Origin of the sequence: Demequina salsinemoris (assembly GCF_000974805.1) — a bacterium.
GTDB lineage: Bacteria > Actinomycetota > Actinomycetes > Actinomycetales > Demequinaceae > Demequina > Demequina salsinemoris.
On sequence record NZ_BBQZ01000007.1, the window covers coordinates 111,871 to 137,146 of the forward strand.

General features: G+C 71.6%; 23 protein-coding genes and 3 tRNA genes. 7 read left to right on the forward strand and 19 right to left on the reverse strand.

The genetic code is table 11. From position 1 onward, the window contains the following. Positions 1-57: 57 nt before the first annotated feature. From AOP78_RS12950 to AOP78_RS12960, 3 genes are all read right to left on the reverse strand, one after another. The gene (locus AOP78_RS12950) at positions 58-1,056 is read right to left on the reverse strand and encodes a hypothetical protein (RefSeq protein WP_152659551.1); all 999 of its coding nucleotides are present in this window, start codon (positions 1,054-1,056) and stop codon (positions 58-60) included. A gap of 31 nt (positions 1,057-1,087) precedes the next feature. Continuing rightward, positions 1,088-1,651: an orotate phosphoribosyltransferase gene (gene pyrE, locus AOP78_RS12955; protein ID WP_062205536.1), complete on the reverse strand. Its 564-nt coding sequence runs from the start codon at positions 1,649-1,651 to the stop codon at positions 1,088-1,090. Between the two features lie 152 nt (positions 1,652-1,803). Continuing rightward, positions 1,804-2,568 carry an SDR family NAD(P)-dependent oxidoreductase gene (locus AOP78_RS12960; RefSeq protein WP_062205539.1) on the reverse strand — a complete coding sequence of 255 codons (765 nt, stop codon included), beginning with the start codon at positions 2,566-2,568 and terminating at the stop codon, positions 1,804-1,806. Positions 2,569-2,649: 81 nt separating this feature from the next. Here AOP78_RS12960 and AOP78_RS12965 point away from each other — a divergent pair, with 81 nt between their 5' ends. Further along, positions 2,650-3,435, forward strand: a complete 786-nt coding sequence (locus AOP78_RS12965) for an exodeoxyribonuclease III (RefSeq protein WP_062205542.1) — start codon at positions 2,650-2,652, stop codon at positions 3,433-3,435. Positions 3,436-3,500: 65 nt separating this feature from the next. On the opposite strand, the gene AOP78_RS12970 is transcribed toward AOP78_RS12965, so the two are convergent. Continuing rightward, positions 3,501-4,043: a variant leucine-rich repeat-containing protein gene (locus tag AOP78_RS12970; RefSeq protein ID WP_062205545.1), complete on the reverse strand. Its 543-nt coding sequence runs from the start codon at positions 4,041-4,043 to the stop codon at positions 3,501-3,503. 150 nt (positions 4,044-4,193) lie between these two features. Between AOP78_RS12970 and AOP78_RS12975 the strand changes: the two genes are divergently transcribed. Genes AOP78_RS12975 through AOP78_RS12985 form a run of 3 tightly spaced genes read left to right on the forward strand, consistent with a single transcriptional unit; the run spans position 4,194 to position 7,107 of the window. Further along, entirely contained in the window at positions 4,194-4,832 is a 639-nt protein-coding gene (locus AOP78_RS12975) for a response regulator transcription factor (RefSeq protein WP_062205548.1), read from the forward strand. Then, entirely contained in the window at positions 4,832-6,058 is a 1,227-nt protein-coding gene (locus AOP78_RS12980) for a sensor histidine kinase (RefSeq protein ID WP_062205551.1), read from the forward strand. The genes AOP78_RS12975 and AOP78_RS12980 overlap by 1 nt, the downstream gene beginning before the upstream one ends. Further along, positions 6,055-7,107, forward strand: coding sequence for a DUF8320 family protein (locus tag AOP78_RS12985; protein WP_062205553.1), 1,053 nt, complete (start codon positions 6,055-6,057; stop codon positions 7,105-7,107). The genes AOP78_RS12980 and AOP78_RS12985 overlap by 4 nt, the downstream gene beginning before the upstream one ends. A gap of 104 nt (positions 7,108-7,211) precedes the next feature. Here the strand turns inward: AOP78_RS12985 and AOP78_RS12990 are convergent. The 8 genes from AOP78_RS12990 to AOP78_RS13025 form a co-directional block, all read right to left on the reverse strand. Further along, positions 7,212-7,284, reverse strand: a tRNA-Arg gene (locus tag AOP78_RS12990). A gap of 68 nt (positions 7,285-7,352) precedes the next feature. Beyond that, a tRNA-Ser gene (locus AOP78_RS12995) sits at positions 7,353-7,439 on the reverse strand. 71 nt (positions 7,440-7,510) lie between these two features. Continuing rightward, positions 7,511-7,598: transfer RNA gene (locus AOP78_RS13000), tRNA-Ser, on the reverse strand. Beyond that, positions 7,589-8,053, reverse strand: coding sequence for a hypothetical protein (locus AOP78_RS13005; protein ID WP_062205556.1), 465 nt, complete (start codon positions 8,051-8,053; stop codon positions 7,589-7,591). Before AOP78_RS13005 ends, AOP78_RS13000 begins: the two co-directional genes overlap by 10 nt. Before the next feature lie 90 nt (positions 8,054-8,143). Next, the gene (locus tag AOP78_RS13010) at positions 8,144-8,749 is read right to left on the reverse strand and encodes a GTP-binding protein (protein ID WP_062205559.1); all 606 of its coding nucleotides are present in this window, start codon (positions 8,747-8,749) and stop codon (positions 8,144-8,146) included. After that, positions 8,730-9,122 (reverse strand): DUF742 domain-containing protein, encoded by a 393-nt coding sequence (locus tag AOP78_RS13015; RefSeq protein WP_062205562.1) that lies wholly within the window; start codon positions 9,120-9,122, stop codon positions 8,730-8,732. Before AOP78_RS13015 ends, AOP78_RS13010 begins: the two co-directional genes overlap by 20 nt. A gap of 19 nt (positions 9,123-9,141) precedes the next feature. Then, the gene (locus AOP78_RS13020; protein ID WP_062205565.1) at positions 9,142-9,582 is read right to left on the reverse strand and encodes a roadblock/LC7 domain-containing protein; all 441 of its coding nucleotides are present in this window, start codon (positions 9,580-9,582) and stop codon (positions 9,142-9,144) included. Between the two features lie 55 nt (positions 9,583-9,637). Next, positions 9,638-14,218, reverse strand: coding sequence for an ATP-binding protein (locus AOP78_RS13025; RefSeq protein WP_160297643.1), 4,581 nt, complete (start codon positions 14,216-14,218; stop codon positions 9,638-9,640). Positions 14,219-14,406: 188 nt separating this feature from the next. Between AOP78_RS13025 and AOP78_RS13030 the strand changes: the two genes are divergently transcribed. After that, positions 14,407-15,369, forward strand: coding sequence for an NAD(P)H-quinone oxidoreductase (locus AOP78_RS13030; protein ID WP_062205571.1), 963 nt, complete (start codon positions 14,407-14,409; stop codon positions 15,367-15,369). 61 nt (positions 15,370-15,430) lie between these two features. Here the strand turns inward: AOP78_RS13030 and AOP78_RS13035 are convergent, their stop codons facing one another. The 3 genes from AOP78_RS13035 to serS form a co-directional block, all read right to left on the reverse strand. Beyond that, the gene (locus AOP78_RS13035) at positions 15,431-16,669 is read right to left on the reverse strand and encodes an AGE family epimerase/isomerase (protein ID WP_062205574.1); all 1,239 of its coding nucleotides are present in this window, start codon (positions 16,667-16,669) and stop codon (positions 15,431-15,433) included. Positions 16,670-16,934: 265 nt separating this feature from the next. After that, entirely contained in the window at positions 16,935-17,795 is an 861-nt protein-coding gene (locus AOP78_RS13040) for an HAD family hydrolase (RefSeq protein WP_236685384.1), read from the reverse strand. Positions 17,796-17,847: 52 nt separating this feature from the next. Beyond that, positions 17,848-19,122 carry a serine--tRNA ligase gene (gene serS / locus AOP78_RS13045; RefSeq protein ID WP_062205725.1) on the reverse strand — a complete coding sequence of 425 codons (1,275 nt, stop codon included), beginning with the start codon at positions 19,120-19,122 and terminating at the stop codon, positions 17,848-17,850. 37 nt (positions 19,123-19,159) lie between these two features. On the opposite strand from serS, the gene AOP78_RS13050 reads away from it, so the two are divergent. After that, positions 19,160-20,356 carry a diacylglycerol/lipid kinase family protein gene (locus AOP78_RS13050; protein WP_062205577.1) on the forward strand — a complete coding sequence of 399 codons (1,197 nt, stop codon included), beginning with the start codon at positions 19,160-19,162 and terminating at the stop codon, positions 20,354-20,356. A 42-nt stretch (positions 20,357-20,398) separates the two neighbouring features. Continuing rightward, entirely contained in the window at positions 20,399-21,682 is a 1,284-nt protein-coding gene (locus tag AOP78_RS13055; protein WP_062205580.1) for an MFS transporter, read from the forward strand. Here the strand turns inward: AOP78_RS13055 and AOP78_RS13060 are convergent. The 4 genes from AOP78_RS13060 to AOP78_RS13075 all read right to left on the reverse strand — a co-directional run bounded on the left by AOP78_RS13060 (position 21,679) and on the right by AOP78_RS13075 (position 25,093). After that, positions 21,679-22,254 (reverse strand): NADPH-dependent FMN reductase, encoded by a 576-nt coding sequence (locus tag AOP78_RS13060; protein ID WP_062205583.1) that lies wholly within the window; start codon positions 22,252-22,254, stop codon positions 21,679-21,681. The two genes, AOP78_RS13055 and AOP78_RS13060, sit on opposite strands and share 4 nt — an antisense overlap. Before the next feature lie 147 nt (positions 22,255-22,401). Further along, positions 22,402-23,334, reverse strand: coding sequence for a prephenate dehydratase (gene pheA / locus AOP78_RS13065; protein ID WP_062205586.1), 933 nt, complete (start codon positions 23,332-23,334; stop codon positions 22,402-22,404). Next, complete coding sequence (locus AOP78_RS13070; protein WP_236685385.1) at positions 23,331-24,152, reverse strand: glycosyltransferase family 2 protein; 822 nt, start codon at positions 24,150-24,152, stop codon at positions 23,331-23,333. Before AOP78_RS13070 ends, pheA begins: the two co-directional genes overlap by 4 nt. Positions 24,153-24,265: 113 nt before the next feature. After that, complete coding sequence (locus AOP78_RS13075; protein ID WP_062205589.1) at positions 24,266-25,093, reverse strand: DUF5926 family protein; 828 nt, start codon at positions 25,091-25,093, stop codon at positions 24,266-24,268. Positions 25,094-25,276 lie beyond the last annotated feature (183 nt).

A 25,276-nucleotide genomic window follows, 5' to 3' on the forward strand; every position in this document is an offset into this window, starting at 1 on the left:
GCGGGGAAGGCCAGAGGCGGACCAGGGCCCCACGCGGCCGCGCCCGTGGGCCGCGCGTCAGAGGCCGCGCGTGCGCGGGTCCATCCTGAGGATGTCGAAGTCGTCCTCGTGCGATCGGCGGGCACCCTCCGCGTCGGGGTCGACGCCGGTCCAACGACCGCTCGTGAGCGCACCGGGCGTCGTCGCCCACGACGGCGCAGAATCGGCGAAAGGGCGAGTGGCCGCGCTTGCGCACGCTGGCCGCCCGTAGTCCTGGACCACGTGCTCGCGGATCTGCCTCGCGATGCCGGTGAGCGCGCCAAGCCTGGACGCGAGCGTCCCGACGCCCTGCGACCCCTCTCTCCACGCCATGAGCGCGGACCCGTCCAGGCGAAGCGCGAGACCTTCGGCATCGGGTCTGAGGAGGCGCGCGATCATCAGCGGGTTCAGGATCGCGTGCGCGTAGCGCGGGTCGTCCGCGAGCACCCGCCACCGCCTGTTGAACTCATGCGACTCGACGTCGACGTCCCTGCCGCCGAAGGCCTTGACGGCGCGGTCCGCGACGCTCTCGGGGACGATGTCCAGCCTCGGCAGCGCGACGGGGAGCTCGACGAGCGTCACCTGATAGCGGTAGTGCTCGGTGCGCGTACGCCGCCCGGTGCCGGTGGAGAACCACAGCAGCTCATCGCGCGCGGGTGCTGACCAGTCGGTGCGCTTGATCTCGAAGCAGTGCGTGAAGGTCGCGCACCGCGCGCCCGAGAATGTGCCCGAGAGCACATCCTCCTGCCGCTGATCCACTCCCTCGCCGAAAGGCAGTCCGTCGAACCTGGCCGAGTACTCGAACGCCCGCTCGCGATACTCCCAGCCATGCATCGCAGCGAACTCGGTGAGCTCGCGGCGATGGCGCCATCGTCCGTACTGGTCCCACCCGAACCAGCCGACGCCCGCGACGATCGCGAGCAGGAGCGCGACCGAGCGGCCCGCTGCGCCGGCGAAGAGGAAGAGCACACCGAGGATCGCCGCGACGAGCACGACGATCGCGCCGCTCGTCCCTCGCATCCTCAGCCGGGGCCCCATGGGGCCCACCCTAGCGAGGCGGCCTCGAACGCTACAGGCCCAGGTCCTCGAGCCCGTACAGGTACAGGTAGGGAAGGCCCTCGGCCTCGATCTTCTCCTTCGCGCCGGTGTCTCGGTCCACGATCACGGCGACGGCCACGACCTCGGCACCGGCCTCGCGCAGCGCCTCGACCGCGGTGAGCACCGATCCGCCCGTCGTCGACGTGTCCTCGACGGCGACGACCCTACGGCCCGCGACGTCCGGCCCCTCGATCCGACGCTGCAGCCCGTGCGCCTTGGACTCCTTGCGCACCACGAACGAGTCGAGCTCGAGCCCGCGCGACGCGGCCGCGTGCATGAGCGCGGTCGCAACCGGGTCCGCGCCGAGCGTGAGACCCCCCACCGCGTCGACGTCGGCGGGGCCGAATCCGGCCTCCTCGAGCGCGTCGAGCAGCACGTGTCCGACGAGCGGCGCCGCACGGTGGTGCAGCGTGATGCGGCGCAGGTCCACGTAGTAGTCGGCCTCCTTGCCGGAGGCCAGGGTGATGCGGCCGTGCACCACGGCCAGGTCCTTGATGAGATCGCGGAGCTGCTCGCGAGGCGTACCGGAGGTCATGGCCCCCAGCCTACCGACGCATCGTCCCGAGTCTCCCGCTTCATGCACTGCGCACGGATCCGAATCCGACACCCCGACGACACGCCGACACGAGCGGCGACACGCTCGCGCGCCGCGCGTGAATCCGTGCGCAGCGCATGGGGTGGTGCGAGTCAGCCCTCGCTCTGACTCCTGCGACGACGGGTGAGGCGCGCGGGCAGGAGCCGCAGGCCCGCGCCCGCGAGCCCGTACATCGCCGACGGCGTCACGACCGTCTGGCCGCGGCGCAAGGCCGCGAGCGCGCTCGTCACCACCTGCTCGGGCTCGAGCCACAGCGCCGAGGGGAACTCGTCGCGCATGTGGACGAGCTCGTCGGAGTCGTGGAACGACGTCTCGACCAGGCCCGGCAGGACCACCGTCGCCGTCACAGGAGTGTCCGCGAGCTGCCCCGCGAGCGCCTGCGTGAACTCCACGACCCACCGCTTGTGCGCGGCGTACGTCGAATTGCCCAGGTGCGCCGCGATCGATGCGACGTTGAGGATCGCGCCATGCCCGCGGGAGATCATGCCCGGCAACGCGGCGTGGCTCAACCGCATCGGCGCGGTCACGAGGACATCGAGCATGCGCTTCTCGTCCTCCCACGTGCTGCCGAGGAAGCCCTTTCCCAGCCCGAAGCCGGCATTGTTCACGAGCAGGCTGACCGGGTTGTCGGGATCGGCCACACGCGCGGCGACGAGCTCGAGTCCTTCCGGGTCGGCAAGGTCGGCGGCGAGGATCTCCGCGCGCTGCCCCGTGGCCGAGGCGATCACATCCGCGATCTCGCTCAAGCGATCGCGCGAGCGCGCCACCAGCACCACGTCGTGTCCCGCGGTGGCGAGCTGCCACGCGAACTCCTCGCCCAGGCCCGCTGAGGCCCCCGTCACCAGTGCCGTCGCCATGGCACCAGGCTACTGGGACCCGGAACGGCCCCGCCTCGCCCCGCGCGCCGCACCACCACGCGAGCCCGTACCCTGGTCGCCATGCGTCTCGCCACCTGGAATGTGAACTCCGTCCGCGCCCGCGAGGAGCGGATCCTCGACTGGCTCCGCCGCTCCGAGACCGACGTGCTCGCGATGCAGGAGATCAAGTGCAAGCCCGAGCAGTTCCCGCTCGCGGGCTTCGAGGAGCTCGGCTACGAGGTCGCGATCCACGGCCTCAACCAGTGGAACGGCGTCGCCATCGCCTCACGCGTGGGCCTGGACGATGTTCAGGTCGGCTTCCCCGCCCAGCCCGCCTTCGGCAAGCCCGGCCAGGAGCCGGTGGTCGAGGCTCGCGCGCTCGGCGCGGTGGCTGGCGGCGTGCGGGTGTGGAGCCTGTACGTGCCCAACGGGCGCGGCCTGAACGACCCTCACTACGCGTACAAGCTGGACTTCCTGGCGAAGCTGCGCGACGCATCGTCCGCGTGGAAGGACGAGCCGACCGCGCTCGTGGGCGACTTCAATGTCGCCCCGCTTCCGGCGGACATCTGGTCGGAGGAGGACTCGGAGGCCGAGACCCACGTGACGCCCGAGGCGCGCGCGGCCTTCGCGGCGCTCGCCGATCCTGGCTATGAGGAGCTGTCGCGGCGCTTCCTGCCGGACGACGGCACCTACACGTTCTGGGACTACAAGCAGCTGCGCTTCCCCAAGAACGAGGGGATGCGGATCGACTTCGTCTACGCGTCGCAGCCGCTCGCGGCGCGGACCACGGGCTGCACGATCGTGCGGGACGAGCGCAAGGGCAAGGGCGCGTCGGACCACGTGCCCGTGGTCATCGAGATCGACTGAGTCGAGGCGTTGCTGAGTCAGTGCGCTGCTGAGCCAGTGCGCTGCTGAGCCAGTGCGCTGCTGAATCAATGCGCAGTGCGGGCGCCGATGGCGCGCTGCACGGCGGGGTCCCCGAGGGACGAGAGCCACTCGAGCAGGCTGGCGGGCGTGGCCGGGTTGGCCGCCACGACCGGCCGCAGCGTGGGCTCCGCATAGGCGATCTCGGCCAGGTCCTCGGCACGCGCGGTCGGGTCCGCGGCGAGGGCATGACCCTCGTGAAGAGTCTCATCGACCGCGTCATCGACGATCGGAGCGGAAGAATCCCCCTGGGCGCTCATGGCGGGGTCCCGATCACGTCGCTCAGCGGCCCCCACCGCCAAGGCGTCACGAATCAGGACCCCGATGACCATGAGCGGCACCAAGGGCAGCACCCACAGCAAAGGCGGGTAGCTCGCTTCCTCAATCGTCGCCAGAGCGGCCGCGGCCCCGACGAACACCACAGCGCCGATGGCAAACGCGCGGCGAGATGTCAGGGTCAGTTCTACTCTGGGCAGACGTGAGGACGCGACGATCCCTGCAAACAGAACCCCCGTGATGCCGAGAACGAATTCCTCCGCCGACCAGTGCATCACTTCTCCTTGCTGGAACCAGACCCGCCTCTCGACGAGCCTGTTATGAGACTGCCATCGGGTGACACCCGCGAAAAGCCCCCACTTATGGGGGCACCAGAACGGGGGTGTCAGTAGAGTGAGCGCAGAGATCTGGACTGGGGGTGGGCGATGCCCATGCGCACCATCGCGCTCGTGGAGGACCACGCGCTGATCGCCTTCGGCTTCCGCGACCTCATCGCGTCCACCGAGGACCTCACGCTGGCAGGGTCCGTCGAGACTGCTGCGGAGCTCGCGACGCTCGGGACCCCGCTCGACCTCGTCGTCCTCGACCTCCGGCTCGCGGACGCCTCCCTGCCGGCCGACAACGTCGCCGCGATCCACGCGTTGGGCGCCCACGCCCTCATCTACACGGGCGCTGACGACCGCCGTCTCATCCAGTCGGCCGCGCGCTCAGGCGCGCTCGGCCTGATCCGCAAGTCGGCGGCCCCCGACGTCCTGCTGGACGCGATCCGCACCGCCGCCGAGGGCCGCGAGGTGTTCAGCGCCGACTGGGCGGCCGCGATCGACGCGGACGCCGCGCTCACCGACGCCAAGCTCTCCCAGCGGGAGCAGGAGATCCTCGGGCTGTACGCCTCTGGCGAGACGGCCACCTCGGTCGCGATCCGCACGGGGCTGTCGAAGGAGACGGTCGCCGACTACGTGAGCCGGATCCGCAAGAAGTACGCCGAGGCGGGCCGCCCCGCCCACTCGCGCGTGGACCTGTACAAGCGGGCGGTCGAGGACGGGTACCTGGGGACGTCCGAGTGATGGCAGGCGCCGCCACGGTCCCCGACGCCCCCGACGCTCCCGTCCGCTCGACCGCGGGCACCACATCCCCCGGCCCCGCCGCCGAGCGGATGCTGCGCAACGTGTACCTGTCGTGCGGCATCGGCGGGCTGGTCTTCGCCGCGCTCCTGCTCCCGCGCGCCACCGATCAGCTGCAGTACCTCAGGCCCGTCTACGGTGAGGCGCTGATCCTCGTCGGGCTCATCGCGCCGATCAGCCTTGCCGTCCTCGCCCGCTGGGCCCCGCTGCGCGTCATGCGGGCCGTGGCAGGCGCGACCGTCATCACGTTCGCGGTGCTGCACCTGATCTTCCCGCTGTGCCTGACGGACGGCCTCCACTCGCTCGACGGCGCGCCGTGGCTGCAGGGGATCAACGCGCTGCACGCGGTCATCGCGACCGTCGTGTGGCAGAACCAGTGGGTGTGGCTGTACGGCGTCGCGCAGGCGCCGATCGTGATGGTCACGCAGATGGCCTCACGCGCGGAGTCCGCGGCGGCCGCCTTCCAGGACGCGATCGGCGGCACGCTCTACGCGCTCATCCTCATGGGCATGTCGCTCGCGGTCGTGCGCACCGCCGCGAAGGTGGACGAGGCCGCGGGCCGAGCGCGCGACGAGGCTGCCGCACAGGCTCGCGCGAAGGCGCTCGAACGCGAGGAGAACCGCATCAACGCGATCGTCCACGACGACGTCATGTCGGTGCTGTACGCCGCCGCCGGCCCCTCGTCGACGGACGGCCTCCAGGACCGGGCCGCCGAGGCGCTCGAGGAGATCGAGAGGCTCGCCGAGGACGTCTCCCCCGCCCGCGACTACCTTCCCGAGGAGCTCGTGGCGATGCTGAGGTCGACCGCCCTCGACGCGTCGCACGACGTGAGGTACCACGCTGCATGGGAGGGCGACGAGAGGATCCCCTCCGACGTGGCGGTCGCCATCTCGGAGGCGCTCGGGGAGGCGTTGCGCAACAGCCTGCGCCATGCCGGCCCCGCGGAGGTCGTCACCCGTCGCGTCGAGGTCGACGCCAGGCCGAGCGCCGTGAACGTCACGTGCGTCGACGACGGGGAAGGCTTCGACGGCAAGCGGGTATCCACGCGCAGGCTCGGGATCCGAGTGAGCATCATCGACCGCATGAGCGCGCTCGAAGGCGGCGCCGCAGGCGTCTCGAGCGCGCTCGGCGAGGGCACGTCGGTCTACCTGAGATGGAAGCGGCCATGAGCGGCGTCGGCGCCCGGATCGCGACGGACACGGTCAGCCTCCTGAGGCTCGACTCGCGGAAGGCGCAGCTGCTGCTCGCGTTCTACGGCGTCGCGAACATGGTCTTCGTCGTGATGACGGCGGACCTGGTCCGCAGCCCGTGGGTCTCGCTCACCGCGGTGCTGCTGGTCATGGTCGCCGCGTCGCTCCTCATCCAACCGGGCACCGACCCGTTCCCGCTGCGGGAGAGCTGGTTCGTGGTGGCGGTCGTGGTGCTCACCACCACGATGGTGTCGTGGAACCTCCCCGTCGAGGGGGAGCTCGGGCGCGCGACCTGGCATCAGGGAGCGAACGCCTGGCTGCTGTTCTTCATGTCGATCCGCAGACGCAGCGGCCTCGCGTGGCTCGGCTTCGGGCTGATGACGGCCATCACCGCGGCCTGGGGCCTCTCCTCGGGGCGCGGGGCGCTTACCGCGGTGCTGATGCTTCAGAGCCACGCCGCGACCCTCGTCGTCGCCGCGCTCTTCGGCAGTGGCCTGCACAGGGCCGCGCGCGAGATCAACGCGTTCGCCGAGCTGACCGAGCAGGCCGCCGAGGCGTCGGCCATGACGCAGGCCCGGCGCGAGATCCGGCGCCGCCGGGCGACCGAGGTGCGCGAGATCGCGAGCCGACCGCTCGAGCGGATCGTCGCGGGAGAGAGCTTCGACGAGTCCGACAGGCGCGAGATCGGCGCCACCGAGGCGGCGTTGCGGGACCTCGTGCGCGCCCGTGGCCTCACCTCGCCCGCGATCGTCACGGCCGCCAGCGCCGCCCGCCGTCGCGGAGTGGACGTCACCCTGCTCGACGACCGGTCGACGACGATCGCCGACGGCGACGTGATGACCCGGCTGTCGCACGCTGTCGCCCGCTTCCTCGACGATGCCGATGACGGCGCGGTGACCGTGCGGCTGCTGCCCGAAGGCCGCCACGCGCTGGTGACGGGCGTCGCTCAGGCTGGCGACAGCATCGTCCGGTTGGAGCTGGACGATGCGGGGGCGCCTGTGGAGCTCGAGGCGCCGGCGGGCGACTGACACGGCCCCGGGCGATGCTGGGGAGGGCGCGCGGAAGGCCGTGGAGCCGCTCGGGCGGGGATACGCGAAAGGCCGGAACTGGTGTCCCGGCCTTCGACGTTCAGCGCGCCCGGAGGGATTCGAACCCCCAACCTTCTGATCCGTAGTCAGATGCTCTATCCGTTGAGCTACGGGCGCGTGGCCCTTGCGGGCCGAGAGACAACTATACACGAATCCAGAGGACCCGATGCACAGTCGGCTCGGAGCGGAGACGGTGGGATTCGAACCCACGGATAGGTTGCCCCATCACATCCTTAGCAGGGATGCACCTTCGGCCACTCGGTCACGTCTCCTCGGCACCAAGGCCGGGGACCAGGGTACCGGTCGCGGGACCCGCCGAGCAACGCGCAGCACATCCCGTGAGCGGAGAGTGTGGGATTCGAACCCACGGAGACGGGTTACGCCTCAACGGTTTTCAAGACCGTCACCTTCGGCCGCTCGGTCAACTCTCCTTCTTGGGCGAGGCGGCCGGGGCCGCCGCAGCACCGGGCCCATTCTGCCAGCCTTCCGGCAACCCAGGGCTCACGACCTCGAGCCCGTACAGCGCTGCCACGCGCGCGAGCTCGGCGTCGTAGGTCGCGATCGTGTCGATCGCGGGGTGCGCGGCAGCCGCACCCAGGTGCAGCGCGGCGAAGGGCTTGAGGACTGCCGCCGCGTGGGTCGAGACCGTGACGTTCTGATCCGAGAACCTGATGAGCGGCATCCTCGCGCGGATCACCTCGACGACCTCGAAGGCCTTCTCCTTCTCCTCGCGCGGATACAGCTCGGCGGCCTGACGCAGCTCGGTGAGGCCCAGCTGCGTCGTCGCGACCTGCTGGATCCGGGGCACGACCCAACGGTTCCACTCCTCGAAGTACCGCACCCCTGGCAGGAAGCGGCACAGCGCGGTGCCGTCGACGTAGATCACGCCTCAAGGCTAGCCGCCCCCGGACGCGACGAGGCCGCGCCCCGCCCATGGCGGAGGCGCGGCCTCGTCTGACGATGCTGGGCCCGGGGCTCAGGCGCCCTTGAGACGCTTCATCGCGAGCTGGACGACCGCGATGAGGGCCTGCTTGGTGGCGGCCTTCTCACGCGCGTCCGTGTACATGATCGGCGTGTCCATCCCGATGCCGAGCGCCTCGCGCACGTCCTCGAGCTGGTGACGGGCGACGCCGTCGAAGCAGTTGACGCAGACGACGAACGGGATGCCCTTGCCCTCGAAGTAGTCGACGGCGGGGAAGCACTGATCCAGGCGCTCCGTGTCGACGAGGACGACGGCGCCGATCGCGCCGCGCACCAGGTCGTCCCACATGAAGAGGAAGCGGTCCTGGCCCGGGGTGCCGAACAGGTACAGCCACAGCGCGCCTGGCAGCGCGATGCGGCCGAAGTCCATGGCGACGGTGGTCGTGGTCTTACGGTCGCTGACGCCGCCGGCGTCGTCGACACCGATCGACTTCTCGGTCATCGCCGCCTCGGTGTTGAGGGGGTCGATGTCCGAGATCGAGCCGATGAACGTGGTCTTGCCGACGGCGAAGCCGCCAGCGATCACGATCTTGACGACGGTGGGCGCGACGTGTGGCGCGGTGGCCGCCGGCGCGTACGCGTCAGAGGGCTGCGATGCCATCGAGGACACTCTCCAAGAGACTCAGGGAAAGGCCGCCTTGCTCGTCGTGAGTCGAGGCGTCGTCGGCCGTTCCGCCGGTGTGGATCTTCAGGTGGTTTTCTTGCGCAAGGTCCGTCACGAGCACCCTGACCACACCCAGAGGCAGACGGGTGTGGGCAGAGAGCTCCGCCACGGACTGGTACTGACCTGTAGCGAGCTGCAGGATCGTCTTCTTCTCCGGGGTGAGACCCCTCAGAGCCTGAGGCGTGGAGAGCGACTCGACGAGCGCCTCCATCGGCAGGTCCTTGCCGGCGGCCTTCACGCGCCCGCCGGTGACCGCGTAGGGGCGGACGGCGTAGGTCTCCTCGTCGAGAGGCTCGTGTGCGTCGCTCATGACTTCCTCCTTGGCGCTCCTAGGCGCGGAGCTGCCCATCGACCGGAAGGTTCTGCCGCATCTCGGTGATGAGCTGCGGGGTGAGGGCGTTCTCGGTACGCGTGACCAGGAGCGTCATCTCGTAGCCGACAAGGCCGACGTCGCACGTCGAGTCCGCCGCGACCGCGAGGACCGAGCCGTTCGACACGGACATGAGGAACAGGAACAGCTCGTCCATCTCGATGATCGACTGACGGACCTCTCCAGCCTGGAGCTGGCGAGCGGCTCCGCGGGTCAGCGACGCCATTCCGGAGACGACTGCCGCCAGGGTGTCTCCACCCGTGCGGTCGAGGTTCTTCGACATGGCCATCAGCAGACCGTCGGCGCTCACGACGAGCGTGTGGCGCGTTCCGGGCACCGTCTGGACGAAGTTGTCCAGCAGCCATCCGAAGTTCGTGGCCTCGGGACTCAGTTCGGTCACTGCTCCTCCTTGGGGGTGTCGCTGCTCCAGGGACGGAGCACGGTAGTGGTCGAGATCATGGCTGATCCTGGCTGGGGGTCTCGGACTGACGCTGATACTCCGCGACGTCGGAGCGTGCGCGCTGCGTCCCGGAGTAGAAGCTCGAGAACCGCTGGCGGACCGCGTCGGCGTCGCGAGGCGCCTCGGCGATCTTGACCTCGGCCTCGAGCGGCTTCGGCGCCTCCGCGGCCTTGGTGCGCTCGCGCTTGGCGAGACCGGCCTTGGTCTTCTGGACCTTCGGACGCTCGGTGGCGAACGAGGCGAACTCCGAGAACACCGCCGACGCGACGTCGGACTGGTCGCCCTCGTCGGAGTCGGGCTCGGGGTTGATCTGGAATGCGGGGCTGTAGCCCACCGCGGGGCCGGCAGCCTCGAGCGCGCTCGCGCCCGCGTGCTCCCAGCCGGTGGGGTCGGCCAGCTGGTCCGGTGAGTACACCTCGGAGGCGCTCTCCCTGTGGCCCTGCTCGACCGCCGCGAGCTCGCCCTGCCAGGAGGACGCAGCGGACTCGTCGGGCATGAAGCCTCCGCCCGCAGGAACGAAGCTGGTCGGCGCGGACGGCGCGCTCGGCATCGCCGACGGGGCGCTCGGCATCGCCGACGGGGCGCTGGGCGCCACGAAGGACTGGGCCGGCGCGGCGGGGGCCGGGCTCGGGGCCGCGGGCGCAAACGCGCTCGGTGCGGGGCTCGAGGGCTGAGCCACGGGCTCCTCCGGCTGGGCGGTGGGCAGGTTCACCGGCTCGACCGCCTGCTCCGCGGGGGGCGCAGGAGTGAAGGCGGCGGGCGCGACGGCCGGCGTCAGGGCGACGGGCTCGGCCGAGAGGGCCGCCGGCGGGAGCACTGCTGCCGCGCTCGGCGCGACAGCGGAGGTCTTGCGGCTGCGGCCGAAGAGCCTGTTGAAGAACCCACCCTTGTCGGTCTCGCCCGTGGAGTCGTCGCCGATGAGGTCGTCGAAGCCGACGGCCGGCGTCGCCGCGGGGACCACGGCGGGCGGCTGCGGAGCCGCGACCTGCACCGCGGGAGCCTCGGCGGCGGGCGCAGGCTGAACCGGCTCGGGTGCCACGGCTGCGGGCGTCGCGGCCTCGACCTCCACCACGGGCGTGGGCTCGGCGAGGGCGGCGAGCTCGGCCTGCGGGGCGAACAGCGACACACGCTCGGCCTGCGGGGCGGGGGCGGCGCTCTGGGCGGGCAGCGCCGAGGCTGCACTCGGCGCCGTCGCTGCCGAGGCCGCGGAGGCGACGGACGGGGCGGTGAAGACGGCGCGCTGAGAAGGCAGTGGTGCCGGGGGCGTGGCCGGGGCCTGCGGAGCCGCCTGCTGCTCCCAGTAGGGCTCGGGCGCGAGCGCCGGCGCGACGACCTCGCCCGGCTCCTCGACAAGCGACACCGACTCGACGCCCGCGCGCGGCTCGTCGTCCTCGAGCAGCGGGATCACGAAGCCGCTGGTGTCGGCGGGCGCCTCGGCGTCCTGACTGCGCGGGTCACCGAAACCGTGCTGGATCAGGGGCGACTGTCCGGTGACCAACGGCGCCTCGCCGTTGAGCTCGGCGCGCTGGTCGGCGCGGGCGATGCCTGCGGCGAACGCCGCCGCGATTCCCGCGGTGGGGCCGATACCAGGAGTGTCAGCCGGCATCTGCGCGGACCGTGCGGTGGGCGCGGTGGGAGCGGTCGGCGCGAGCGGATCGAGCCCCGACTCAGGGAAGAACGCGTCGACGGTCGAGGCCGCAGACGGAGGGACGTCGGCCGCGCGGCTCGAACGGAACCCGCGGAACATCGCGGCGCGCTGCTCGGCGCTCTGCGGCGCGAGCTCGGATGCCGAGACCGCGGGGGTGAAGCTCGCGCCGGCCTCGCCCTCGAGCGCGGACAGCTGCTCGGCGGTCGCCCGCGCGGGAAGGCCGATGACGTTCGTGCTGTTCGGGTCCGCGGCGCTCGGCGCTGCGGGCTCGGAGGCGCGGCGACGGCGCGCGGGGAGGCCAGCGGCGGTCGCTCCAGCGACGAGGCTCGACGAGTCGACCGCGGCACCCTCGGGCGCGGACGCGGCGTCCTCACGGATGAGCCCCTCGACCGAGGAGCCGCTGTCAACGACGGGCTCGGGCGAGGCGGGGGCGGATGCGGCAGCCTCAGCGCCGGCGCCACGCGTCGGGAGTCCCCCGCGCTGCGGCAGGTCGCCACCGCGGCCGGAGAGGGGCGCGCCCTGCTGGACCGTGGCGGGGGCGTAGGAGTCCACCGACACCGGAGCGGAGCGGGCCATGCCGGCGGCCTCGGCGGGCCCGGTGAGCGGGTTCTCGATGACCTCGTCGACCACCATCGCCGACGGGCGGGTGAGGGCCGGCTGCTCCTGCAGACGGTCGTCGAACAGCGACACGGGGAGTCGGACGGAGACGACGGTCCCCGCTCCCTCGCTCGACTCGATCTCGACGGCGGCGCCGATGCGCCGGGCGATGCGGCCGACCACGAACAGTCCCAGTCGCTGCGCGCCGAGGATCTCGGACGCCTGGTGGGAGGAGACTCGCGAGTTCGCGTTGTGGAGCTCCTCGGGGTTCATCCCGATGCCCGTGTCAGCGACCTCGACGACGTAGCCGTCCTCCGACGCGATGGTGCGGACCGCGACCATCGTGCCGGGGTCGGAGAAGACGGTGGCGTTCTCCAACAGCTCCGCGAACAGGTGCGCGGTGGTGAGCGCCGAGTGGCCGACCATCTGCGGGTCGGCGTCGAGCTGCAGGTCGATGCGCTCGTACAGCTCGATCTCGGACGATGCGGTACGGATCACGTCGGACAGCGGCATCGGGCGACGCAGGCGGCGTCCGGTGTCGATGCCGGCGAGCACCAGGAGCGACTCGGAGTTACGGCGCATCCGGGTCGCGAGGTGGTCGAGCGCGAACAGCTTGGTGAGCGTGTCGGGATCGTCCTCGGAGCGCTCCATCTCGTCGATCGAGGCGAGCTGGCGGTTGAGGAGCACCTGGTCGCGACGCGCGACGTTGACGAACATCTCCGAGATCGAGCCACGCAGAGCGGCCTGCTCGGCGGCGATGGACAGCGTCGCCGCGTTGACGCCGTTGAACGCCTCCGCGAGACGGCCGACCTCATCCTCGGACTCCACAGGGATCTGCACCTCGGAGAGGTCCACGGTCTCACCCGGCATCGCGACCCGCTCCACCAGGCGCGGCAGCTCCTGGCGGACCGCGGTCGCGGTGGTGGTCAGGCGGCGAAGCGGGTTGACGATGCGGCGGGCGATCGCGTTCGCGACGACGACGGCGATGAGGAACGCCGCGACGACCGCGGCGACGACGATGAGGAGCTGGGCGGTCAGCGACTGCACGTCGGAGGTCGCGCCCGACTTGACCTCGTCCCACACCTGGTCGGCGAACGGCTGGTAGCGGGCGACCTCGTCATCGACGGCCTCGACCCAGGGCTCGTCCTGCGCCGCGACGAGCGCCGAGTCGCCGCCGAGCAGCAGGGCGGTCTGGATCGCGGTGTAGTTGGTGCCGGTCGTGTCGGATGCGGTCGACGCGAACGCCGGCACTGCGCTGAGCGTGGAGACGATCTCCGAAGACGTCTGGGCGTCCTCGAGTGAGAGGTCGGCGCGCACGGAGAGCTCGCGAAGCTCGCTCTCACCGTTGTCGCCGAACTCACCGTCGAGGATGAGGCGCTGGACCACGATCTTCTCGTACTCGAGAGACTCGGTGAGCGCGGACAGGCGTCCGAACGCATTGATTCGCGACGTGAGGGCGGCGTCCGCGGCGGCCGCGGACGCGGAGCTCGCGGCCTGGAGGTTCAGGGCGATCAGCTCGGAGTAGTACTCGAGCGTCGAGGACGAGTTCGCCGAGCCGAGCGCCGCGGACTGGCGGGTGCTCTCCAACTCCTGAAGCAGCTCGTTTCCGTCCGCGACTCGTGCGAGAACCGCGGCGTTGTCGTCGTTGTCGGCGATGTCGGCGACCGAGTCGGTCAGCTCGGTGATCGCGCTCTCGGTCGGCGTCCACGCCGCGAGCATGCCCTCGAGGAACGGCACCGGCGTGGTGAAGAGGATGCGCGAGGCGAGACCCTCGGCGTCGAGGCTGGCCGCAAGCGTGTCGAGCTGGGTCGTGGTGCCCGTTGCGCTGGCGTCGGCGCTGACGGCGAGCTTCTCGACCGCGGCGGAGACATCGGCGTAGTCGAGTCGCAGCTGGTTCGCCGCGGAGGTCGTGGGGAAGGACAGGCCCTCCTCGGTCGTCTCGATCGTGACGGAGCGGAGGTCGGGCAGGAAGTCGTCACTGGTGCCGAGCATCGACCCGACCCGCTTGATCAGCTGGTCGGCCGTTTCGGTGTCCTCCGAGGCCTCGAGCGCCGCGATCAGGTCCCCGTAGGCCTGGTTCGTCGCGAGGCGTGCGGCGGTCTGGTCGTTGCGCCCGATCTGAAGGGCGTCGAGGAAGCTGACCGCGTAGTAGCGCTCGTCGGTGAGCGCCTCACCGAGGTCACGAGCGTCATCGAGGGCGACGACGACCGTCTCGGCGTTGCGGGCGTAGCTGAGGTCGACCCAGGAGAATCCGACGACGCCGACACCGGTGAGCAGCAGCACAAGCAGCGGCACAGCGACTGTCAGCAGCATCTTGCTGCGGATACTCATTCTCTGGAGCATCGACTCTTCTCCCTCGCCCTACGAATCGTCACCCGTAGGCGTCAGCCTCGCGCATCCGGTATGCGCCGGCACTCCCTGTTATCGACCCGGTCTTCGAGAACATGAGCGCGTGTGGCCTGACTCACCCTGAGACGCTATACCGTCGTGACTATGACGGGACAGGGCCGGAGAGTGTGATGAATATCACCCGCTGCGCCACATCCGGAGGTCCGGAGGTGCTGAAACCAGCCACCTTCCGGGATCCGTCGGCGGGCCCCGGAGAGGTCATCATCGACGTTGCGGCATCTGGTGTCAATTATGCGGACGTCCTCCAGCGCCGGGGGCTCTACCCTTCGCCGCCTGGCGCTCCCGACTGGCCGGGGCTCGAGGTCGCAGGAACGGTCTCCGCGGTGGGCGAGGGCGTGACGGGACGATGCGTGGGCGACCGGGTGTGCGCGCTGACGTCGGGCGGCGGTTACGCGGAGCGGATCGCGATCCACGAGTCCCTCACGCTGCCCGTGCCCTCCGACGTCTCCATGGTCGAGGCCGCGGCGCTCGTCGAGGCCTCCTGCACGGCGCTGTCCAACCTGCGCGAGGCGTCCGCGATCCCCGGAGAGACGATGCTCGTGCACGGGGGGCTGGGGGGCGTCGGGTCGATCGCGGTGCAGCTCGGCGCGGCGCTCGGGCTGCGGGTGCTCGCGACGGCAGGCGGCCGCGCGCGCGCCGACCGCTGCCTTGAGCTGGGCGCCGCGGCAGCGTTCGACTACCGCACCGAGGACTGGGCGACCGAGGTCTCCGCCCTCGGCGGCGCGGACATCATCCTCGACGTGGTCGGCGCCGCCTACCTCGAGCCGAACCTGCGCGCGCTTGCCACGGGCGGGCGGCTCGTCGTGATCGGCATGCAGCGGGGAGCGCGAGGCGAGCTCGACCTCGGGATGCTGCTCACGAAGCGGGCTCGGGTGATCGGCACCGCGTTGCGCTCTCGTCCTCTGGCCGAACGCGCGGCGATCGTGGCCGACGTGGAGCGCACGGCGTGGCCGCTCGTGCCCGAACGCGTGCGGCCGCTGGTCCACGCGACGTTCCCGCTCGCCGACGCGGCCTCGGCGCACACGATGCTCGAGGCCGGAGGGGTCACCGGCTCGCTCGTGCTGACGGTTTGAGCCTGCGCCCGCATCGTCCTTCTGCCTCCGCCCGCCGGCAACCTGACGACGAGAGGCCGGGCTACCCGCGGTCCAGGTTGCCCGCGGCGAGCGAGGCCGCGAGCGCTGGCGAGGCGGGCAGGCGTGGCAGGAGCGTCGCCTGGAGCGCGTGATAGAGGTCGGGCTTGCCGGCCCAGACCGTGGAGGAGAGCTCGTTGGCGGTCGACAGCTCGTGATGCCACGAGCCCTTCTCCAGGTCGATGAGGTGCTCGCCCGCGAAGTCCCACCACCGCTGATAGTCGTTCGCGTAGTCGAGCGCCTTCGTCGCGCGCCACAGCACGCCGGCAGCGCCGATCGCCTCGGCGAGCACCCAATGCATCCGTTCCCGGACGACGGGGGCGCCCTCCCAGTCGGTCGTGTAGACGAAGCCCGAGTGCCCGTCGACATGCCAGCCGTCGCGCACCGCGGCCGCGTACAGCTCCCGCGCCGCGGGGATCATCCAGTCGGGAGCCGCGCGTCCGGTCTGCTGGAGCGACGATGCGCACTGCACGATCAGCCGCGACCATTCGAGCGCGTGCCCGACCGTCGCGCCGTACGGGCGGAACGGGTGCGCGGGCTCGTCCTCGTTGTAGTCGAGCAGCGGATTCCACTCGGCGTCGAAGTGCTCGGGCAGGCGCCAGCCGTTCGCGCGCCCGAACTCGTCGATCACCCGTCCCGTGATGCGGGCCGCCCGGCCCAGGAGCTCGCGATCGCCCAGCACGTCGGAGGCCGCGAGGTACGCCTCGACGGTGTGCATGTTGGCGTTGACCCCGCGGTAGTCCTCCTCATCCGACCAGTCCCGCGAGAACGACTCGCGGCTCATGCCGGCCTCGTCGTCCCAGAAGTGCTCGGTGTGGACGGCGACGGCCTCCTCCAGCAGCGCGGTCGCGCCCGGGCGGCCGATCGCGGCGGCGGAGGCGGCGGCGAGGATCACGAAGGCGTGCCCGTAGGCCTCCTTCGCCGTGTTCGTGGGGCCGTCGGCGCCGATCGCGGCGAACCAGCCGCCGTGCTCGTCGTCGCGCAGACGCCCCAGCAGCGCATCGAGGCCGTGGTCCACGTACGCGGTGCAGCCGGGCCTGCCCAGGAGCGCCCCGAGCGCGTAGACGTGGGTCATGCGGCACGTGATCCACAGCTCCACGTCGCGCGTCGCGTCGATCGCGCCCGAGTCGTCGAGGTAGCCGAAGCCGCCCCGGGCGTCGCGCGCGTCGCGGCCGAACGCGAGCAGCCTGTCGGTCTCGCCCTCGAGCCAGCGGCGGTGAGCATCGGAGGTCAGCCACGTCATGCGGCCAGACTAGCCAGGCACCAGGGGCTACGTCACGAGATGCGCGGGGCGCGCATCGTCCCTCCCCATCCCCGGACACTTTGAACCAATCTCGCCACCGACACGCGAGCGTGTCGCGGGACGATGCGGCGTGTCACCGGGGTGCCGGCATCCAGATTGGTTCGAACTGTCGGGCGGGCGCGGGGGGGGACAGGGGGACAGGGACGATGCGGCGGCCGGGCGGCGGGACGGGCGGGCCCGGCCGGGTCGGCCAGGCCGGGTCAGATCAGAGGACTGCGAGCCGCTCCGGGTCGATCAGCGGCAGCAGCACCTCGAGCACGCCGTCCTCGTCGACCGAGCCGACCACCTGGTCCGCGACAGCGCACACGCCCTCGGGGGCGTTGCCCATCGCGGCGGAGAACCCCGCCCACTTGAGCATGTCGATGTCGTTGTTGCCGTCGCCGACCGCGACCGTGTGGTCGGGGTACACGCCCAACTGGCGGCGCAGCGCCTCGAGGGCGGACGCCTTGGTCACGTTGGGCGGGGTGAGGTCGAGCCACGCGGAGTAGCCGACCGCGTAGGTCACGTCGTTGAGGCCGATGCGGTGGACCAGGTCGTCGAAGTGGCTCACGTCGGCGTCGGGCTTGCGGATGACGACGCGCGTGACCTCCTTGGCCGCGAGCTCCTCGAACGAGTCGACGACGATCTGGCGGCCGTCGAGCTCGCCCATGGGGAACTCCCGGTTCACGCGGAAGCCGACGCCGAGGTCCTCGACCGCGAAGAACGCGTCGGGCATCTCCTGGCGGATCAGGTCGAGCGCGGCGGTCGGATCGAAGGTCGTGGTCTCGACGATGTCGTAGCCGCCGGGGCTCTGGGGGTTGAGCTTCACGGTCACGGCGCCGTTCGCGCACACCGCCCAGCCCCGCCGGATGCCGAGCCGCTCGAGCACCGGCATGGTCCCGATGATGGTGCGACCGGTCGCGAGAATGACGTGCGAGCGGCACATCCTGACCTTGGAGACCGCCTCGACCACCGCATCGGAGATGTCCCCGCCCCAGTGCATGAGGGTGCCGTCGATGTCGAGCCCGACGAGGCGCCAGGCATCGCGATCGAGGGGCGGGTGCATGGTCGCCGGGTCGCGCGTCATGCGTGGCACCCTACGCCAGCGATGCGGCGGGCAGGTGAACCTGTGGACCGGCTCACACGACGGGGCGCAGGTACTCCTCGCCGCCCAGGTAGGGACGCAGGATCTCGGGCACGTAGACCGAGCCGTCGGCCTGCTGGTGGTTCTCAAGCAGCGCGACGAGCCAGCGCGTGGTGCCGATCGTGCCGTTGACGGTCGCGACGGGCTCGGTGCCGCCGGACTCGCGCTTCTCGCGGATCTTGAGGCGACGCGCCTGGTACGTGGTGGTGTTCGAGGTCGACGTGACCTCCATCCACCGCTCCTGGCTCGGGAGCCACGCCTCGCAGTCGAACTTGCGGGCCGCGCTCATGCCGAGGTCGCCGGCGGCGGTGTCGATCACGCGGTACGGAAGCTCGAGCGCCTGCAGCATGTACTCCTCGGCGGCCAGGAAGCGCGCGTGCTCCTCGGCGGCGTCCTCGGGACGGCAGTAGGCGTACATCTCCACCTTGTGGAACTGGTGGACGCGGATGATGCCGCGGGTGTCGCGGCCCGCCGACCCGGCCTCGCGGCGGTAGCACGCGCTCCAGCCCGCGTAGCGCAGCGCGCCATCCTCGAGGTCGAGGATCTCGTCCGAGTGGTAGCCCGCGAGCGCGACCTCGGACGTGCCGACCAGGTAGAGGTCGTCACGCTCGAGGTAGTAGATCTCCTCCGCGTGCTTGCCGAGGAAGCCGGTGCCCGACATCGACTCGGGGCGCACGAGCGTGGGGGTGATCATGGGCGAGAAGCCGTGGTCGATCGCGGTCGCCATCGCGGCGTTGAGGATCGCGAGCTCGAGGCGCGCGCCGATGCCCGTGAGGAAGTAGAAGCGCGAGCCCGACACCTTCGCGCCGCGCTCCATGTCGATCGCCTTGAGGCCCTCGCCGATCGCGAGGTGGTCCTGGACCTCCACGCCCTCGGCCGCGAAGTCGCGCGGCGTTCCGACGTGGCGCAGCACGGCGTAGTCATCCTCGCCTCCGGCGGGGACGCCGGGCTCGGGGATGTTGCCGAGCGACCACGCGAGCTCGACGGCCTTGGCCGAGGCGGCGTCGGCGTCGGCCTGGAGCTGCTTCACGCGAGCCGACAGCTCCTTGGTGCGCGCGAGGAGCTCCTGCTTCTCGTCGCCCTTGGCCTGCGCGACGAGCTTGCCGAGGGACTTCTGCTCGGCGCGCGCGACCTCGAACTCCTGGAGGGCGGAGCGGTTCGCGGCGTCGGCCTCGAGGACCTGATCCACGATCGCGGGGTCGTCGCCACGGGCGATCTGCGACTGCCGGACGACGTCGGGCTCGGCGCGGAGGAGCTTGAGGTCGATCATGCAGGCGAGTCTATCCGCGTGGCCGTAGGCTCGGAGCATGGTCGCCGACGTGCTCGCGATCGTCGCGGTCATCATCGCGACGGCCTCCTTGTCCCTCACCGTCGTGATCACGCGGCGGATCGGGTCGCGCGATCCCATGGCGGTTCCCCGCATGTGGCGACGGATCCTCAAGATCCAGCCGCTGCCATCGTCCATGACGCCGTTCACGACCCCCCGCGAGGGCCACGAGCAGGTCGCGTTCATCGCGAACCCCACCAAGCCCGGCATCGAGGAGCTGCGCGAGCAGGCGCTCCGGGCATGCTCGATCCGCTACCTGCCGCAGCCGATGTGGTTCTACACGACGGCCGACGACCCGGGCACGGGCCAGGCCAAGCAGGCGCTCGAGGCCGGCGCGGACCTCGTCGTGGCAGTGGGGGGCGACGGCACCGTGCGCGCCGTCGCGCAGTCGCTCGCGGGCAGCGGCACGCCCATGGGCATCCTGCCGATGGGCACGGGCAACCTCTTCGCGCGCAACCTCTCGCTGCCGCTCGGCGAGACGCAGACCCTGCTGCGCACCGTCCTCGAGGGCGACGAGCGCACCGTCGACGTCGGCTGGATGGACATCACCCGCGCCCACCCCGGCCACGGCGAGGACGGGCGCCACCTGTTCCTCGTGATCGCGGGCGCCGGCTTCGACGCCGAGATGGTCGCGGGCGCCGACGAGGGCCTCAAGAAGCGCCTGGGCTGGTTCGCCTACTTCTTCGCCGCGATCCACCACCTGGGCGAGAAGCGCATGAAGGCCCGCGTCTCCGTCGACGGCGGCCCCGAGGTCGAGAGCACCATGCGCACCGTCATGATGGCCAACATCGGGCAGCTCCCCGGCGGCATCACGCTCGTGCCCGACGCGACCATGGACGACGGCCACCTCGACATCGCGACCCTCGACGCGCGCGGCGGCCTCGTGGGCTGGACCGAGCTCTTCGGTCAGGTGATGGCCCAGGGCGCGGGCATCAAGGACACGAGCCTCCTGCGCGTGCTCAACACCTCGCGCATCGACCACGTTCGCGGCACGCAGTTCGACATCGCGATGGAGCAGCCGCAGAAGGTCCAGGTGGACGGCGAGTCCCTGGGCCGAGCCTCGAAGGTCCATGCCTTCGTGCAGCCCGCCGCGCTCACCCTGCGCGTGCCGCCGGGCACCGCGCCCAAGATCGAGTGGGCGGCGACGGACGACGCGGGCGACGATCCGAGCATCTGAGCCGCCGCCTCGCCCGCTCTCCCCACCCGCCCGGAAGGAACCATGACCGACGCGTCCCCAGCGCCGAGCGCCCCCGATCGGCCCCGCCTGGATCGGCCCCGCCTCGCGACGCTCGCGCTCGCCCAGCTGGTCGCGGGCATCGGCGTCGCGGCGGGCATCTCGGTGGGAGCGCTGCTCGCGGAGGAGATCGCGGGCACGGCGGCGTGGTCGGGGCTGCCGCAGACCGCCCTGGTGCTCGGCTCGGCGCTCGCAGCCGTGCCGCTGGCGCGCCTTGCCGGACGACGCGGGCGTCGGGTCGCGCTCACGACGGGCTACGGCCTCGCGGCGGCGGGAGCCGCGCTCGCCTTCGCCGCAGGGACGATGCGGGTCCTCCCCCTCCTGCTGGTCGCGATGTTCGTCACGGGCGGCGGCATGGCGGCCGGCCTGCAGGCGCGGTTCGCCGCGACCGACGGGGTCGCTGACCATCTGCGCGGGCGCGTGCTGAGCATCGTGGTGTGGGCCTCCGCCGTGGGCTCCGTCGCGGGCCCGAACCTCCTGTCCCCGGGGACCGATCTCGGAGAGGCGCTCGGGGTGACAGCGCTCGCGGGGCCGTGGCTGTTCGCGGTCGCGTCGCTCGCGATCGCCGCGGTCGGCATCGGCCTGCTGCTGCGCGATCCCAGGCCAGTCGCGCCCCCCGCTCCCCGCAGCATCGTCCGGACCCTGAAGGATCTGTGGGCCCACCCGTCGGGCCGACTCGGCCTGACCGCGATGGCCACGGGCCATGCGGTGATGGTGGGCGTCATGGCGATGTCGAGCGTGCACCTCCACGGGCACGGCTCGACGCTGACGTTCATCGGCGTCGTCGTCAGCGCGCACGTCGCGGGGATGTACGCGCTCGCGCCCGTGTTCGGCTGGATGACCGACCGGCTCGGACCGTGGGGCGCGGTGGGCGTCGGCGCCGCGCTTCTGCTCGCGGGCGCGATCCTGACCGCCGTCTCGGGGCGGATCGACGCCGCCGGCGGGATGCACAGCCATGCCGAGGGCTTCGCGACCGCGGGCCTCGTGCTGATCGGCCTCGGCTGGTCGGCGGCCACGATCGCCGCGGCGACGCTCGTGTCCGTGCTGTCGCACGAGGGCACCGCGAGCCCGACGGACGTCCAGGGCGTCGCGGACCTCACGATGGGCATCGCGGGCGCCCTTGCGGGAGCCCTGTCAGGCGTCGCGCTGGCGGCGTGGGGCTACGACGGGCTGTCGATCGCGGGCGCGGCGCTGCTCATCCCGCTCGTGTGGGAGCTCATCCGCGCGAGGCGCCTCGACAGCGCGCACACGCACGCGCTCGAGAACTAGCCGACGAGGGCGTCGGCCGCAGGCGCGGCGAGCCGCGCGACGGCGGTCTCGAGGTCGGAGAGCATCGTCTCGGCCTCGGCGGCACGCCGGTCGATCGCGGCGACCGAGCCGTCGCCGGCGAAGTCCGTGAACATGCCCAGCGCGATCGCGCTGCGGATGCCGAACATCTGGAAGTTCGCGACGATCTGACGCCACTGCTCCACGGCGCGGACCCCGCCGTCGGCGCCGTAGGAGACGAAGGCGACGGGCTTGTTGCGCCACTCGGGGCCGAGCGAGTCGACGGCGTTCTTGAAGGCGCCGGGCACGCCGTGGTTGTACTCGGGCGTGACGAAGATGAAGGCGTCGCACGCGTCGATGGCCGCGCTCCAGCGCTGCACCGCGGGGTCCTCGTAGGCCCGTCCCGCAACCGCGGGCGACACCGAGCTCGTGAACAGCGGGACGTCGTGCTCCTTGAGGTCGATCAGCTCGTAGTCGGCGTCCGGGCGGTTCGCGGCGTGAGCGAGCACCCACTGCCCGACGCCTCGGCCACGACGGCCCTCACGGATGGACCCGACGATGATCCCGATCTTCATGCACTGCCTGTCTTTCACGAAACGTTGAATGTCACATCAATTACAGCATGCGTTCGTGGACAGATGTCACGCACTGTGGCGCGGGCCACGCCCGTTGACCGGCGCACGCGGTGCCGGACGGCCCCGCACGCGCGGGCGCGATGCGTCCTACGCGCGGCCGTCCCTGAGCGCCTGGACCCAGTCGCGCGCCTCGTCGAACGACGCGTCGGTGGTCTCGGGAGCGACGGGCGTCGCCTCGCCGTTGAAGGCGGGATACGAGCCGAGGAAGCGGACGACGGGGCACGTGCGCCGCAGCCCGATGAGCGCCTCGGCGACCCGCGCCTCCGCGATGTGCCCCATGGCGTCCATGGAGAACGAGTACTCCCCCGGCTTGTCGCCGCGCGGGCGCGACTCGATGCGGCTGAGGTTCACGCCGCGCACCGAGAACTGCTCGAGCATCTCGAGCAGCGCTCCCGCGCGGTCGCTCGGCAGGTGGACGACGAGGCTGGTCTTGTCGGCTCCGGTGGGCGCGGGCATCGCGCCGGGACGCCCGATGCGGACGAAGCGGGTGCGCGACGAGTCGCGGTCGCTCACGCCGTCGACGAGCACGTCGAGCCCGAGGCTCGCCGCGGTCCCGGGCGGTGCGAGGGCGGCGTCGATCTCCTTGGAGCCGTCAGCGAGCGCGACGGCCGCCGCGGCGTTGGACGGTGCGGGCACCTGCACCACGCCGGGGAGGTTCTCCGCGATCCAGCGCCGGCACTGGTTGAGGCCATGCGAGTGGGCCGAGACGCGCGCGACGTCCTCGAGCCGGGTCCCCGGCTTGGCGACCAGCTCGAACGAGATCGGCAGGACGTGCTCGCCCAGGATCATGAGCGGATCCCCCTCGGCGAGGGTGTCGAGCGTCGCGGTGACGCCACCCTCGACGGAGTTCTCGATCGCGACGACCGCGAAGTCGACCTCGCCGGACCTCACGGCTCCGAGCGCCGACGGGACGTCGACCATCGGCACGTGCTCGGCGGTGCCCTCGGGCGCCATCGCGCGCAGCGCTGCCTCGGTGAAGGTGCCGGCGGGACCCAGGTACGCGTAGCGGGGCAGGGTCACTCGTCGTCCTCCCGGGCCTGGCCGGCGCGGGACAGGCGCATCCTGCGCGCCCCGATCGCCATGAGCACATCGCGGTACTGGTTCGCACGGCCGGGCAGCGTCTTGGCCACGCCGGAGCGGGAGTTGCCTGAGATCTCGCACTCGACCTCGGTGACCGTGAGCCCGGCATGGAGCACGTCGAGGGTCATGGCGGGCTCGAGGCCCGATCCGCGCGCGAGCGGCAGGCAGGCCTCGAACGCCTTGCGCGTCATGCAGCGGATGGAGCTCATCGGCTGCCTGGACTCCCAGTTCGAGGAGTTCTTGATCGCCTTGCGGGAGGCCTTGGTGCTGAGCCCGAGCGCGTCGCCACCGCCGGCCGTGAGCGCGATCGCGAGGTCGCACACGCCCTCGCTCACCGCGGGGACGAGCGGCGCGGCGCCGATCGCCTGGTTGCCCAGGCGGCCGTCGAGCAGCAGCAGCGCGCGAGGCGGCATGCTCGGGTCGTCGCGCATCGCGATGACGGCGGCGCCGGTCTCGGTCGCGGCGCTGCGCCCGCGCGGATGCGGGTGCCGCACCACGACGGCGCCCGAGTTGCGCGCGAGGTCCTGGGTGTTGTCGGTCGAGCCGTCGTCCACCACGAGCACCATGTCGACGCCGGGGATCGCGGCCGCGGCGCGCACCGTCGCGGCGATCCGTCGAGCCTGATTGTGGGCGACGACGAGCGCCGCGCAGCCCTGGGTCACGGGTGCAGGGGCGTCGGCGCGGGACGCACCGGCACGGCGACGCGGCGACCTCTTGCCCGAGGCGCCGGCCACCTTCGACGAGGATGTCGCAGCCACGGACTCAGCGTAGCGACTGCGCGGGTCCACGCAAACTCCTTTTTACCTTCTCCTGAAGAACCTGTGACCTGATTGTCGGGACCCTCACAGGGCCCCGATCCAGGCCCGATGCGTCAGCGGATGGTGACCTGACGCGAGACGAGGCCCGCGCGGGCACGACGCTCGTCGGCCGTGAGCGGCGCATCGTCCGCGAGCGCCGCGGCGAGCTTGGGCGCGAAGGCGGCGACCGGCTTCTCGAGCTCGTCGGGCTCGGTGCCCGCGACCATCTCCCACACGGGGATCTGGAGGCCGCACGCGCGGAAGGCGCCGAGGAGCTTGGTGCCCTCCTCGATCGCGGTCTCGCGCTTGGCCTGGAGGCGCGCGAGCGCGTCGAGCAGCTTCTCCTCGTCCACCGACTGACCCCAGCGCAGGTACTCGCGCGCACCCATGCGGCACCAGTAGGCGCCGTCGACGGAAGCGAGCTTGACGGTGGGGAAGATCCCCTCGTTGGCCTGCTCGAGCGCGGCCTGCACCTCGGGGTCCTTCTCGCCCTCGGGAAGCCAGAAGTCGTAGCCCTCGGTCACGGTGACCGCCCACGGCACGGTGGGGTCGAGGATGTCCTGGAGGCGCGGTCCGGCCTCGAGGTTGCCGAGCTGCGGAAGCAGGTCACCCTCCTCGAGGTCCTTCGCCGCGAGGATCGCCGCGGCGATGTCGCGCGACGGGTCTCCCGAGGCGCCCGCGCCGCGCATCGCGACGAGCAGCAGGCCGTCCTTGCGGCGCATCGCGGGGCGGTCCAGGGGCAGGACGGTCACGAGCAGGAGGTCGTCGCCGCCGAACTCGGCCGTCAGCCTCGCGGGCGCCGAGGCGGCGGGCACGATCTCGCGCATCGCGACGAGGTCGACCTCTCCTGCCAGGCCCTCGAAGGGACGGGGAACGAACGGGACGCGGTTCTTCTTCGCCATGGTGTCCAAGGGTAGTGCCGCATCGTCGCTCCCGGGCGCCCGCAGCCCCACCGGACAGTTCGAACCAATCTCACTGGCGACACGCGAGCGTGTCCCAGGACGATGCGGCGGCCAGGACGATGCTCGGGCTCCCAGACACCGCACGTCCTGCACACACTTCGCCCTGCGCAAGGCGTGTCGCAC

What these genes read in the sequence shown, in the direction of transcription:
- AOP78_RS12950 (WP_152659551.1), bottom strand. Translation starts at nt 1,056, where the DNA reads ATGGGGCCCCGGCTGAGGATGCGAGGGACGAGCGGCGCGATCGTCGTG.
- pyrE (WP_062205536.1), bottom strand. Translation starts at nt 1,651, where the DNA reads ATGACCTCCGGTACGCCTCGCGAGCAGCTCCGCGATCTCATCAAGGAC.
- AOP78_RS12960 (WP_062205539.1), bottom strand. Translation starts at nt 2,568, where the DNA reads ATGGCGACGGCACTGGTGACGGGGGCCTCAGCGGGCCTGGGCGAGGAG.
- AOP78_RS12965 (WP_062205542.1), top strand. Translation starts at nt 2,650, where the DNA reads ATGCGTCTCGCCACCTGGAATGTGAACTCCGTCCGCGCCCGCGAGGAG.
- AOP78_RS12970 (WP_062205545.1), bottom strand. Translation starts at nt 4,043, where the DNA reads ATGCACTGGTCGGCGGAGGAATTCGTTCTCGGCATCACGGGGGTTCTG.
- AOP78_RS12975 (WP_062205548.1), top strand. Translation starts at nt 4,194, where the DNA reads ATGCCCATGCGCACCATCGCGCTCGTGGAGGACCACGCGCTGATCGCC.
- AOP78_RS12980 (WP_062205551.1), top strand. Translation starts at nt 4,832, where the DNA reads ATGGCAGGCGCCGCCACGGTCCCCGACGCCCCCGACGCTCCCGTCCGC.
- AOP78_RS12985 (WP_062205553.1), top strand. Translation starts at nt 6,055, where the DNA reads ATGAGCGGCGTCGGCGCCCGGATCGCGACGGACACGGTCAGCCTCCTG.
- AOP78_RS13010 (WP_062205559.1), bottom strand. Translation starts at nt 8,749, where the DNA reads ATGGCATCGCAGCCCTCTGACGCGTACGCGCCGGCGGCCACCGCGCCA.
- AOP78_RS13015 (WP_062205562.1), bottom strand. Translation starts at nt 9,122, where the DNA reads ATGAGCGACGCACACGAGCCTCTCGACGAGGAGACCTACGCCGTCCGC.
- AOP78_RS13025 (WP_160297643.1), bottom strand. Translation starts at nt 14,218, where the DNA reads ATGAGTATCCGCAGCAAGATGCTGCTGACAGTCGCTGTGCCGCTGCTT.
- AOP78_RS13030 (WP_062205571.1), top strand. Translation starts at nt 14,407, where the DNA reads ATGAATATCACCCGCTGCGCCACATCCGGAGGTCCGGAGGTGCTGAAA.
- AOP78_RS13035 (WP_062205574.1), bottom strand. Translation starts at nt 16,669, where the DNA reads ATGACGTGGCTGACCTCCGATGCTCACCGCCGCTGGCTCGAGGGCGAG.
- AOP78_RS13040 (WP_236685384.1), bottom strand. Translation starts at nt 17,795, where the DNA reads ATGACGCGCGACCCGGCGACCATGCACCCGCCCCTCGATCGCGATGCC.
- serS (WP_062205725.1), bottom strand. Translation starts at nt 19,122, where the DNA reads ATGATCGACCTCAAGCTCCTCCGCGCCGAGCCCGACGTCGTCCGGCAG.
- AOP78_RS13050 (WP_062205577.1), top strand. Translation starts at nt 19,160, where the DNA reads ATGGTCGCCGACGTGCTCGCGATCGTCGCGGTCATCATCGCGACGGCC.
- AOP78_RS13055 (WP_062205580.1), top strand. Translation starts at nt 20,399, where the DNA reads ATGACCGACGCGTCCCCAGCGCCGAGCGCCCCCGATCGGCCCCGCCTG.
- AOP78_RS13060 (WP_062205583.1), bottom strand. Translation starts at nt 22,254, where the DNA reads ATGAAGATCGGGATCATCGTCGGGTCCATCCGTGAGGGCCGTCGTGGC.
- AOP78_RS13075 (WP_062205589.1), bottom strand. Translation starts at nt 25,093, where the DNA reads ATGGCGAAGAAGAACCGCGTCCCGTTCGTTCCCCGTCCCTTCGAGGGC.